The sequence below is a fragment of the bacterium genome (assembly GCA_019637795.1).
Classification (GTDB): domain Bacteria; phylum Desulfobacterota; class Binatia; order HRBIN30; family CADEER01; genus JAHBUY01.
The window spans coordinates 363,675-376,391 of the sequence record JAHBUY010000002.1; the positions used below are offsets into that span (position 1 = coordinate 363,675).

The window sequence follows — 12,717 nt, forward strand, 5'->3', positions numbered from 1 at the left end:
ACTGTCGCCGCCGCGCCCCTCGGGTATAGTCCGGCGATTCCCCGCATGGCGGACGACCTCATCCACATCGTCGGCGCGACGCAGAACAACCTGAAGGGCGTCGACGTCCGCATCCCGCTCAACGCCCTGACCGTGATCACCGGCGTCTCGGGGTCGGGGAAGTCCAGCCTCGCCTTCGACGTGCTCTACGCCGAAGGGCAGCGCCGCTACGTCGAGAGCTTCTCCGCCTACACGCGGCAGTTCCTCGACCGCATGGACAAGCCGCAGGTCGAGCGCATCGACGGCATCCTGCCGGCGATCGCCATCGGCCAGGGCAACACGGTCAAGACCTCGCGCTCGACGGTCGGCACGATGACCGAGCTGCACGACCACCTGAAGCTGCTGTGGGCGAAGATCGGCGTCCTCCACTGCCGCCAGTGCGGCGAACCGGTGCAGCGCGCGACCGCGGAGTCGGTGGCGGCCGAGCTGCTGGCGCGTGGCGAGGGCACGCGGGCGCTGGTCACCTTCGACGTGTCGGTGCCGGCGAACCTGCCCTGGAGCGAGGTGCGCGCCGGCCTGGTCGCCGCCGGGTTCCGCCGCCTGCTGCTCGGCGGCGAGGTGCGGGAGATCGAGGAGATGGCGAGCGCCGACGGCGCGCCCTCCCTGTCCATCGTCGCCGACCGGGTGGTGGCGCGCGCCGAGCACAAGCGCCGGCTGGTGGATTCGATCGAGCAGGCGTTCCGCTTCGGCAAGGGGCGCCTGGCGCTCGTCTTCCCCGACGACGGCGGCGCGCGCGCCCCCTACAGCGAGGCCCTGGAGTGCGCCCGCTGCCACATCGCCTACCGCGAGCCGACCGCCAACCTCTTCTCCTTCAACAGCCCGCTCGGCGCCTGCGAGCAGTGCCGCGGCTTCGGCCGGGTCATCGACATCGACCTCGAGTTGATCATTCCCGATGCGACGAAGTCGCTCGCCGACGGCGCCATCAAGCCGTGGTCGACGCCCTCCACGGAGTGGGAGCGCAGCGAGCTGCGGAAGTTCTGCGCCCGCGCCGGCATCCCACTGCACGTGCCGTTCGAGCGGCTGGAGCCGGCGCAGCGCGCGGCGGTGATCGACGGCGCGGGCAAGTACTTCGGCATCCGCGGCTGGTTCAAGTGGCTGGAGGGCCGCACCTACAAGATGCACGTGCGGGTGTTCCTCGCCCGCTACCGCAGCTACCGCGTCTGCCCCGCCTGCGACGGCGGCCGGCTGACGCCCGACGCGCTGCTCTACCGCATCGACGGCCGCACCGTCGTCGACGTCAACCGGATGAGCGTCGCCGCGGCGGCGGCGTTCTTCGCCGACCTGCGCCTCTCCGGCGTGCAGGAGGAGATCGCGCACCTCGTCCTCGGCGAGATCCGCCACCGCCTGCGCTACCTGCTGGCGGTCGGCCTCGACTACCTGACCCTCGACCGCCAGTCGCGCACGCTCTCCGGCGGCGAGCTGGCGCGCGTCGACCTGACCCGCGCCGTCGGCTCCTCGCTGGTCAACACCCTCTACATCCTCGACGAACCCTCGGTCGGCCTGCACCCGCGCGACAGCCAGCGCCTGGTGAAGATCCTCCAGGAGCTGCGCGCCAAGGAGAACACGGTCGTCGTCGTCGAGCACGAGGAGGAGATCATCCGCGAGGCCGATCACATAATCGACATCGGCCCCGGCGCCGGCGAGCGCGGCGGCGAGGTCCTCTTCGCCGGGCCCTATCCGGCGCTGCTGCCCGAGACCCGGTCGCTGACCGCGCAGTACCTGACCGGCCGCCGCCGCATCGCGGTGCCGGCGAAGCGGCGGCGGCCGATCCGCCATCACGAGCTCATCATCCGCGGCGCCCGCGCGCACAACCTGCGCGACGTCGACGTCCACATCCCGCTCGGCCGCCTCGTCTGCGTCACCGGCGTCTCCGGCTCCGGCAAGTCGACGCTGATGGAGGACGTCCTCTACCGCGGCCTGCGCAAGCGGCTGGGGCAATTCGACGGCGTGCCCGGCGCGCACGAGGACATCGCGGGCTGGAACCGCGTCGGCCACGTCGTGCTCGTCGACCAGTCGCCGCTCGGCACCACGCGGCGCGCCAACCCGGTCACCTACCTGAAGGCCTTCGACCCGATCCGCGACCTGTTCGCCGCCACCCCGCTGGCCCGCCTGCGCGGCTTCACCGCCGCGACCTTCTCCTTCAACGTCGCCGGCGGCCGCTGCGAGACCTGCGGCGGCGAGGGCTACGAGAAGGTCGAGATGCAGTTTCTCTCCGACGTCTACGTCACCTGCCAGGCCTGCAACGGGGCGCGCTTCCGCGCCGACGTGCTGGAGGTCTCGTACCGGGGCCGGTCGATTCGCGAGGTGCTGGAGCTCACCGCGGAGGAGGCGGTCGCCTTCTTCGGCGGGGACTGCGAGACCGCCGCTCGCCTGCAGCCGCTGCTCGACGTCGGCCTCGGCTACCTGCGCCTCGGCCAGCCGCTGACGACGCTGTCCGGTGGCGAGTCGCAGCGCCTCAAGCTCGCCGCCGCCATCGGCCAGCCGACCAAGGGGCACACGCTCTTCCTGTTCGACGAGCCGACCATCGGCCTGCACTTCGCCGACGTCGAGACGCTGCTCGCGGCCTTGCAGTCGCTGGTCGAGCGCGGCCACTCGGTGGTGGTGATCGAGCACAACATGGAGGTCGCCAAGGCGGCGGACTGGGTGATCGACCTCGGCCCCGACGGCGGCAGCGGCGGCGGCCGCGTCGTCGCCGAGGGCACGCCCGAGGACGTCGCCGCCACGCCCGGTTCGCACACCGGACGCTATCTCGCCGCCGCGCTCGCCGGGCCGAGCGCCGCGCCGCCCGCGCCGCGGGTGCGCGAAGCGGCGGCGGCGGGCAACGGCGCCGGCCTGATGCGCATCGTCGGCGCCAACGAGCACAACCTGAAGGACCTCCATCTCGACCTGCCGCGCGACCAGCTCATCGTCGTCACCGGGCTGTCGGGATCGGGGAAGTCGACGCTCGCCTTCGACATCGTCTACGCCGAGGGGCAGCGCCGCTACCTCGACAGCCTCTCCACCTACGCCCGCCAGTACGTGAAGGTCCTGCCGCGCCCCGATGTCGACCTGCTCGCCGGCGTGCCGGCGACCGTCGCCATCGAGCAGCGCCTGAGCCGCGGCTCGCGCAAGTCGACCGTGGCGACGGTGACCGAGATCTCGCACTACCTGCGCCTGCTCTACGCCAAGATCGGCGTCCAGCACTGCGTCACCTGCGGCGAGGCGCTCAGCCCGCTCAGCCGCGAGCAGATCGCCGCCCGCATCCGGAAGGAATTCAAGGGCGAGGAGGTGAGCCTGCTGGCGCCGGCGGTGCGCGGCCGCAAGGGCATCTACAAGGAGCTCTTCCAGGCGGCGCGCAAGCTCGGCTACCGGCAGGCGCGCATCGACGGCGCGCTGCTCGCCCTCGACCCCCTACCGGCGCTGGCGCGCTACAAGGAGCACGACATCGACATCGTCGTCGGCGCCGTCGACCTCGCCGCCCGCGGCGCGCCGCACCTGCCGGAGCTGATCGCCGCCGCGCTGCGCCTCGGCAGCGGCACGGTGATCGCGCGCGCCGGCGCGCGGGAACGGCTCTACAGCGAGCGCCTGTACTGCGGCCGCTGCGGCGTCGGCTACGAGGCCCTCGACCCGCGCCTGTTCTCGTTCAACAGCCGGCAGGGCGCCTGCGCGACCTGCGACGGCCTCGGCAGCGAGGCGACGTTCGAGGTCGATGCCCTGATCGCCGACCCCGAGCGGCCGCTCGGCGAGGCGCTCCAGGCGGCGCTCGCCGCCGGCGGACTGGCGACCCGGCGCGTCATCCGCGAGGTCGCCAAGCGCCACCGCGTGCCGCTGAAGAAGCCGCTCGGCGCGCTGACGGCGAAGCAGCGCGCGGCGTTCTTCGAGGGCAACGGCGCGCCCGGGCTGCGCGGCGCGCTCGAGGAGCTGATCGTCGAGGACGCGGAGGTCGGCGAGGCGCTGTCCGGCCTGCTCGGCGAGCGGCCGTGCCCGAGCTGCGGCGGCACACGGCTCAACGCCCGCGCCCGCGCCGTGCGGGTGCTCGACCGCAGCATCTGCGAGGTCACCGCCGCCTCGGTCGCCGACGCCCGGCGCGCCCTCGCCCGCTGGCACTTCGGCGCCCGCGACGCGGCGATCGCCGCCAACGTGATGAAGGAAATCATGCCGCGGCTGCAGTTCCTCGAGGAGGTCGGGCTGCCGTATCTGACCCTCGACCGCCCCGCCGACACGCTCTCCGGCGGCGAGGCGCAGCGCATCCGCCTGGCGGCGCAGCTCGGCTCGAACCTGCGCGGCGTCTGCTACATCCTCGACGAACCGACCATCGGCCTGCACCCGCGCGACAACGCCATGCTGATCGAGACGCTCGGCGGGCTGAAGGCGAAGGGCAACACGCTGCTGGTGGTCGAGCACGACGAGGCGACCATCGCCGCCGCCGACCTGGTGGTCGACCTCGGACCCGGCGGCGGGGCGCGCGGCGGCGAGTTGGTGGCCATGGGCCCGCCGGCCAGCCTGGCGGCGCAGGCGCGCTCGGTGACCGGCCGCTTCCTCGGCCGGACGCGCCCGCGGCTGGGCCCCCTGCGTTCGGTGCAGGGACTGCCGCGGCTGCGCCTGCGCGGCGCCCGCGAGCACAACCTGAAGGGCATCGACGTCGAGCTGCCGCTCGGCGCCTGGACCTGCGTCACCGGCGTGTCCGGCTCCGGCAAGTCGACGCTGGTGCGCGACGTCCTGTTCGCCGGCCTGCGCCGCCGGCTCGGCCTCGCCGGCGGGCGCGTCGGCGCCTTCACGGCGCTCGAGGGCTGGGAGACGATCCAGCGCGTCGTCGAGGTCGACCAGACGCCGATCGGCCGCACGCCGCGCTCGACGCCGGCGTCGTACGTCGGCTTCTGGGACGAGATCCGCCGCCTCTTCGCGCTCACCGGCGACGCCCGCAGCCGCGGCTACAGCGCGTCCCGCTTCTCCTTCAACGTCAAGGGCGGCCGCTGCGAGGCGTGCGCCGGGCAGGGGCGGATCAAGATGGAGATGAGCTTCCTGCCCGACGTCTACGTCGCCTGCGATGCCTGTGGCGGCGCCCGCTTCAACGCCGAGACCCTCGCCGTCACCTACAACGGCCGCTCGATCGGCGAGGTGCTGGCGATGACCACCGACGAGGCCGCCGCGTTCTTCTCCGCCGTGCCCGGCGTGGCGCAGCCCCTGCGCCTGCTCGCCGACATCGGCCTCGGCTACCTGACCCTCGGCCAGGGCAGCAACACGCTCTCCGGCGGCGAGGCGCAGCGCATCAAGCTCGCCTGGGAGCTCGGCAAGCCGTCGCGCGACGCCACCCTCTACGTCCTCGACGAGCCCACCACCGGCCTGCACTTCGCCGACATCGAGAAGCTGATCGACGTGCTGCACCGCCTGGTCGACCGCGGCAACACCATCGTCACCATCGAGCACAACCTCGACATCATCAAAGAGGCCGACTGGCTGATCGACCTCGGCCCCGAAGGCGGCGCCGCCGGCGGCGAGGTCGTCGCCATGGGCCCGCCGACCGAGATCCTCAGGGCCAGGCGCTCGCACACGGCGAAGTTCCTGCGGCAGTTCCTGAACACGGGCGCCGCGCGCCCATAGCGACAACCCGAAGCGCTCCCACGGACCTTCGCGGCCGCGCCGCCGCGCTCTCGCGGCCGTGAAGCAGCGCGCCACCTACCCAGTTTCACGCCCGGCCTTCGACGCCGGCTCATATATTCACTCCGTAGGTCGACGCTGCCAATAGAATAGCGTTAAATCAGCTACTTGTAGGACGCGAATCAATTCTGTATCCATTCATTCATCATTCATGACGCGCGCCGAAACCCGGGATCTGGTCGCTGAACTGAGGCGCCGAGGGCCGTTGCGGGCGAGCGAGCTGCAGCGCAGCCTGGCAGTGAGCCAGCCGACTCTGTCGCGGCTCGTTCGCGCCGCCGGGCCCGACGTCACCCGCATCGGCAGGGCGCGGCGCAGCGGCTATGCAGCCAGCCGCGAGATCCGCGGTCTCGGTCGCGCATGGGCCGCGTATCGGGTGCGCAGCGAGGGGCGCATCGACCAGGTCGCCACCCTGCACGCGCTGGCGCCGCGCGGGTGGTGGTGGCAGACGCCAGCCCCGCCGGAGTGGCTGGGTGGGGACGTTGCCCCTGGCGTCTTCCCGGATCTGCCGTGGTTCTTCGAGGATCTGCGGCCGCAGGGCTTTCTTGGTCGGGCCTTCGCGCGCCGGCATGCCGCGGCGCTGGGACTCGGCCAGGATCCCCAGCAGTGGAGTGCGGATGAGGTCCTCGTGGCGCTCCTCGCCCTCGGCGACGACTTGCCCGGCGATCTCGTCATCGGCGATCGCGCGGTCGCCGCCCTGCAGCGCGCGCGATTGAGCGATGCCGCCGCGGTACCCGACGCGGAGCGTCCGGCACGCTACGAGTCGCTGGCGGTGGCGGCACTGGCCGGCGATGTGGCCGGCTCGTCCGCAGGCGGCGAGCAGCCGAAGTTCGCGACCGTCTGCCGGGCAGCGGACGGCAGCGTGCGCCATGTGCTGGTGAAGTTCTCGCCGCCGGTCGATACCGCCGCCGGCCAGCGGTGGGCGGATCTGCTGCGCTGCGAGCACCTGGCGACCGAGGTGCTGCGCGACCATGGCATCGCGGCCTGTCACACCGCGTGGTGCGCGGGATCTGAGCGCGTCTTTCTCGAGGTGACCCGCTTCGACCGCCTCGGCGAGCACGGCCGGCGCGGCGTGGTCTCGCTGCTCGCCGTCGCCATGGCGACCGGCGCCACGCTGGACAGTTGGGCGGCGGCGGCCGACTGGCTCGAGCGCGATCGCTGGCTGACCGCCCAGGACGCCGACACGCTGCGGGTGTTGTGGTGGTTCGGGCGGCTCATCGCCAACGCCGACCAGCACTTCGCGAATGTCAGCCTGCTGCTGGAAGACCGGCGTCCACTGGCGCTGGCGCCCGTCTACGACATGCTTCCGATGCACTTCCGCCCGACCGCCGCGGGCGAGATTGCCGATCGCCGGTTCGACATCGACGTCGCGCCGCCCCGCCTGCACGCCGCGTGGGCCACCGCCGCCGCGATGGCCGGCGCGTACTGGATGCGCGTGCGCGACGATCCGCACGTGTCCACACCCTTCCGCGCCACCGCCGCGGCCTGCGGCGAATTGGTGCACCATGCCGTGCAGCGGCTCAGGGTCACCTGAGCATCAGCATTCCGCGGGTCTCACTGCGTCATTGCGTTCGACCCCCGACAACCATTCGGGGTCGGGGTTGTCGGAGCCCTGCGGTCGCACTTCATCCATGCAGCCTCGAGGTCCGACGGCGTCTTGTCGGCGAACGGGATCACACAGGCGATCCCTTGCCGGAGCTCATCGGCGCGCACCCCGGCGATCTCGAGCGTCTGATGACCGGGATGCCGCCGGCGTATCGGCTGCATGCGCACACCCACCGACGGGACTGGCCGGCGGGCTCGTGCGCGCTCGACATGATGGCCTCCGCGAACGCGCTCAGTAGCCGCGCAACCGCTGCACCAGCTCGTCCAGGGCCGGGAACTGGGTGGCCAGCAGGGTGAGCAGCGGCAGGCCGACGAAGGTCGCCGCCTGCTGGAAGAAGCGGGCGTCGAGGTCGACGTGGTTGGGCCGCCGGTTGGCGGCGAGGCTGAGCAGGGTGTTGCGCTCGCTCTGCAGGAGCACGGTCGCGAAGACGACGACCAGCGCCAGCACCAGCCCGATCGTCAGACGCAGCAGCGTCTGCTGCGGGTGGAACGGGTACGACATGATCGCGAAGCACAGCGACAACGCCCCGAGCATGGCGCCGGTGAGCAGGATGCGGAGGTGCAGGAAGACGTAGCCGAAGTAGCGGGTCAGCTCGGCGGCGACGAACTCCTCGGCGACCCGCAGTTGCGGCAGCGCCGGCTTCGGGCGGGTCTGGTGCCGGCCCAGCTCGTCGCGGTAGCCCTTCTCCTTGCCGCCGTCGGCGGTGGGCGCGGCGCTGGGCGCGTTGTCGGGAGCCGCCAGATCCTCGTCCCACCGGTTCGGCAGTTGGCGGAGCAGGCGCGCCGCCGCCTCCGCCAGGCCTTTCTGCGCCGAGGCGCCGTAGGCCCAGGCGCCGTGGCCGGCGAGCGCGTTGACCTCCGAGTCGAAGGTGCTGGCGATCTCCGGCGCCGCCGCGGCCGTGCCCGCGAAGGCGGTCTCCGCGCTGCGCGTGCGCAGCAGCTCGAGTCGATCGATCGAGTCTCGCAGCTCCCCGAGCTGCGCCGGACCGCGGGACGAGCGGAAGCCGAGCGCCTCGGCGCAATGGTCTGGCAGGCGCTCGAAGGCGTGCAGCAGTGGCGTGCGCCCGACGGCGCGCAGCAGCGCCCGCAGCCGCTGCCAGACGAGGAAGAACCGGCATCCGGCGACTCCCACTGCGTACACGAGGCCGACGAAGACGAACCGGGCCGCGTCGGCCCACTGCGGGTTCAGGGCGCGAACGTTCGACTGCACCGCCCAGACGGCGATCGCGGCGGGTATCATCGCCACCAGGTACGGTGCGATGCGGTCGGCGGTCCACGGCGATCCCGCCTCGCCGAGGGCCTGGCGCAGGCGATCCTCCAACGGCTCGAACGGGGTGTCGCGCACCACCGCCGCCATGCTCCGCGCGTGCTGCAGCAGTTGTTGCCGCCGCGCCGCGCCGTAGGTGAGCAGCAGCGCGCACACGGCCAGCCACGCCGTCGGCACGAGCGGCGACAGGCCGCTGCGGAAATCCAACGCCCGCGCCAGCGCGGCGCCGACGACGTCGTGGCTGGTGGCGGCGGTGGCGGCATGTGCGGCGTTCCCGCCGACCAGGGCCAGCCAGGTCTGAAGCTCGCCCCGCCGCGGATCGAAGCGCGTCGCATTCACCGCCAGGCAATAGAGCGCCGGCGCCAGTAGGGCCCCGAACCACGCCGCGGCGAGCGCGATGCGGCGGTCGAGCACGGGAACGGGAGACAGCACCCAGCGCAGCGTCGAGGAGTGCCCCCACGGGAGCCAAGCCTTCGGTAACAGCAGGTACAGCGTGACGGCCATCAGCGCCGCCCACGCCAGCGCGGTAACGGCGAAGGGCGAGCGCGGCGCCTGCCCGATGTTCAGGGTTGGCCCGGCTGCCCCCTCGCAGCCGTCGGCGGCCGGCGGCGATGCCGGCTTGATCAACGGCGACCAGAGGAAGTTCCGGGCCGCCGAGCCGCGCAGGCTGGCCTCGTCGCGGGGATCGCGCCAGTGGATCGGCCAGAACTCGCCGTTGCCGACGGCGCTGATCCACAGGTAGGGGCCGCCCGTGTCGTCGCCCCGCAGGCGATAGTCAATCATGTTGCCAACGATCGTCGCCGCCGCGTCGCGATCTTCCTCCGCCAACGCCAGCTCCGCCAGCGCCGCCAGCGCGGCGTTGTACGTCGCCTGCTGGCCGTGGGCCGCGAAGGGCAGCACGATGTCGCGGCTCTGGGTCGCGGTGGTCAACGGGTAGCTGCTCGCGACCCACATGCCGTCGAGGTCGCGCAGCCAGCGCGGGTGCAGGTACGTGACGTCGGCGAGCAGCGTGTACAACTGCACGTCGGGCAGCTCGCGTTTGATCTGCCGCGCCAGGAAGAGCTTGTCGCGCGTGTCAGAGCCGAGAATGCCGACGAACGCGACGTTGCGGCGACGCAGGTCGGCGAGCACGGTCGAGAGCTGCAGATCGGCGGTGTTGGCGGAATCCGCCGCCGCGAATACCGGTGGCACGTCGCGGCGCTGCTGGCCGTCGTCGAAGGCGAGGGTCAGCGACGAGCGGGCACGGCTGTTCAGCGTCTTCTCGTCCGCCAGCAGGCCGGCCTCCGCCCACGCCGAGCGCGCCTGCGCCAGGTGCAATGGATAGGGCACGCGCAACGGCGACCTTCGTGTCGTGGCTGGCGGGTTCTGTTGCCGCCCCGGACAGTTCGCCGACCCGCGGCCCGTGGCGCCGTACGCCGTGCCGGCCTCGTAGAAGAGCACGGTGTTGTCGGCGCTGGCGCCATGGTCGGCGAGGAACTGCTCCATCGCGCACTGCGTCGCCCGCGACGACCAACTGAGGGCGCGGAAGCGGGTGGCGCACTGACCATCGCAATCCGCGCTGTTGAGACGCTGCGGCAGGTTCTCAGCCGTGGCGCCGGCACTGAACAGGCTGATCCTCTGGCGGTTCGTCGCGGTCGACTTCTCGCACTCATTCTCCTTCTCCTGGCCGCTGGCTGCGGTCGGCCATTCGCCTGGCGTCGCGCCCCCGCGCCGCCAGCGTTCGATCGCATTCCTCATCGTCGGCGCCGAGCCCGAGAACGAGGGTCCGACGATGGCGATCGGCTTGGCGGGACCGCCGAGCGCCGCCGCGGTGTCGAGCGCGACCTGCAGGGCGGCGCCGTGGACGCCGCTGGTGGCGGTTTCACCGACCAGCAGCACCAGCAGGGCGCGATCCGGTTTGATGTCGTCGCGGAGCCCGCGGCGCGGGCGCTCGCAGTCATCTGCAGCGTCCAGCAGGGCGTGCTCCGGCTCCCTGCCGTCGCGGAACAGCAGGGCGCCGGGGCGCTCGCGGTACCCCGCGGCAGCGGACGCGGACGAGAGCTTCACTTCGCGTCCGTCGACCGCGATCCGAGCGCTCAGCGCCTCCGGCTGCCCGCTCGTCGACCAGGGCAGGCGGTAGCGGTCCAGCGTGTATCCCGCCGCTGAGGCGGCGAGCACGAATGCCTCGACCGATTCGTCGAAGGTGATCGCCATGTGCGAATCGTTGGGATCGGCGACGGTGGCGATGATGACGCTCGAACGCGTCGTTTTGAACCTCTCCTGCAGGTCTCGCTGCTCCGGCTTGGCGGGGCCGAGGACCCAGGACTCATCCAGGTCCCAGAGCTCGCGCAGCAGCGTGACGACGTCGGCGGAGCTCTCGCCGCTGGCGGTGGACGCGGCCTTGCCGGCGACCTTCTTCTGCGCCCCGCCCGGCGCCGTGGCCGAGGGCGCGATGGCGAAGGCGCCGATGACGAGCATGGCGACGAGCAGGACGAGTGAGCGGTCGTTCCCCATCGGACGCCTCCTGTGGTGTGAGAGCGCCTTCTGGTAATCGATGCGGCCGCGGGGCGACAATTCGGACTTCCCCTGATCGGGTTTTCCCCCAGCCCGCGGGCACCCCTACCTGCGGGTCCCGCCTGGGCCCGCTCCCACGCGGCGATATCCCGCGAGCGATCCGCGGGCTCCCGTCGCCGTGTCCGGGCGGCGGTCGTGATGTTGCCGCGTCGGGCGGCCGCGCGGGAGCGCGGCCCTCCAGATCGGCCGAGGCCGAGGCGGCGGCGGCCGGACCGGCGCCGTCACCGGTTGTCTGATCGCGCCGCCTGCCGTAGTGCTGTTCGCGTGATGCGCGCATGGGTGGTGGTGGCGGTGGTGCTGGCGGCGGGGTCGGCGCGGGCGACCTGCCCTGGCGATTGCAACGGCGACGGCGCGGTGACGATTCCCGAGGTGGTCACGGTCGTCAACATCGCGCTCGGCAGCCTGCCGCTGTCGGCCTGTCCGGCGGCGGATGCGGGCGGTGACGGCAGCGTCGGCATCGGCGACGCGATCCTCGCCGCGCAGGCGGCGCTCGCCGGCTGCCCGGAGCCGCCGGAGCTCTGTCCGACGATCCCGGTGGCCACCGACAGCGGCGCCACCGTGCTCTCCGGACCCGGCCTGCTGGTGCAGCCCGGCGGCGCCTTCGCGGTCGCCAGCGGCCGCACCGTGGTCAGCGGCGGCGCCCAGTCGCAGGCGCAGGGCGAGGTGCACGTGTACCGCTACAGCGCCGGCGACGTGCTGCTCGGCGACACGCTGCTCGCCCGGCGCCAGCAGGTGATCCGCGCGCCGGCGCTCGCCGCGCTGCCCAACGGCGGCGGCATGGCGGCGTGGGGCGAGGCGAGCCCGCGCCAGTTCCAGTCGCCGATCACCCGCCTCGCGCTGCGCCGCTTCGGCGCCAACGGCAACCCGCTGGGCGGCGTCGCCCTGGCGGCGAGCGCCGCCTCCGGCCACACCTTCAATCCGCCCAGCCTGTCGGCCGACCCGTCGGGCAATGCCCTGATCGCCTGGATGGATCTCCAGGACAGCGGCGCCTTCCAGGCGATGGCGCGCCAGCAGCGGCCCTCCGGCCTGGCGGCGCCGCTGGCGCTGAATTGCTTCGGCGATCCGGTGGCGCTGGCCAACGGCTCCCGGCTCGGCGCGGTGTGCGTCGCCTTCGACGTGCGGCCGGCGCAGCAGATCGCGCTGCGCGCCTTCGCGCTGGCGCAGGGAGCGATCGTGCCGCTGTTCGACTTCGCCTCGGCGGCGTCGCCGTTCAGCAGCGTCGCCGCCGCCGCCACGAGCGACCGCATCGCCGCCGTGTGGCGACAGCCGCTCGCCGGCAGCAGCCGCAGCCGGCTGATCGCCCAGGTCGTCGCCAGCGACGGCACCCCGATCGCCGGCCCGCTCGAGATCGCCACCACTCTGCAAACCACGGCACCGCCGGCGGTCGCCGTGCAGCCCGACGGCGGCTTCGCGGTCGCCTACGGCGAGAACCCATTGCTGCTGCGTCGCTTCGCCGCCGACGGCAGTTCGCTCGGCCAGCCGCTGCCGATCGCCGACACGTTCATCGACGATCTCGCGCTCGCCAGCGATGCCGCCGGCGATCTCGTCATCGCCTGGCGCTGGCAGAACATCTACGCCCGCCGGATCCCGGCGCCGGGGACGCCCTGCCCGTAGCGCTG

General features: G+C 72.7%; 4 protein-coding genes. 3 read left to right on the top strand and 1 reads right to left on the bottom strand.

What is annotated here, in order from left to right; genetic code table 11:
• Positions 1-45 precede the first annotated feature (45 nt).
• The gene (gene uvrA, locus KF840_06885) at positions 46-5,619 is read left to right on the top strand and encodes an excinuclease ABC subunit UvrA (GenBank protein ID MBX3024618.1); all 5,574 of its coding nucleotides are present in this window, start codon (positions 46-48) and stop codon (positions 5,617-5,619) included.
• Positions 5,620-5,881: 262 nt separating this feature from the next.
• Positions 5,882-7,207, top strand: coding sequence for a type II toxin-antitoxin system HipA family toxin YjjJ (gene yjjJ / locus KF840_06890; protein MBX3024619.1), 1,326 nt, complete (start codon positions 5,882-5,884; stop codon positions 7,205-7,207).
• Between the two features lie 303 nt (positions 7,208-7,510).
• Here the strand turns inward: yjjJ and KF840_06895 are convergent, their stop codons facing one another.
• Positions 7,511-11,038: a hypothetical protein gene (locus tag KF840_06895; protein ID MBX3024620.1), complete on the bottom strand. Its 3,528-nt coding sequence runs from the start codon at positions 11,036-11,038 to the stop codon at positions 7,511-7,513.
• 324 nt (positions 11,039-11,362) lie between these two features.
• On the opposite strand from KF840_06895, the gene KF840_06900 reads away from it, so the two are divergent.
• Positions 11,363-12,712, top strand: a complete 1,350-nt coding sequence (locus KF840_06900; protein MBX3024621.1) for a hypothetical protein — start codon at positions 11,363-11,365, stop codon at positions 12,710-12,712.
• Positions 12,713-12,717: the final 5 nt, after the last annotated feature.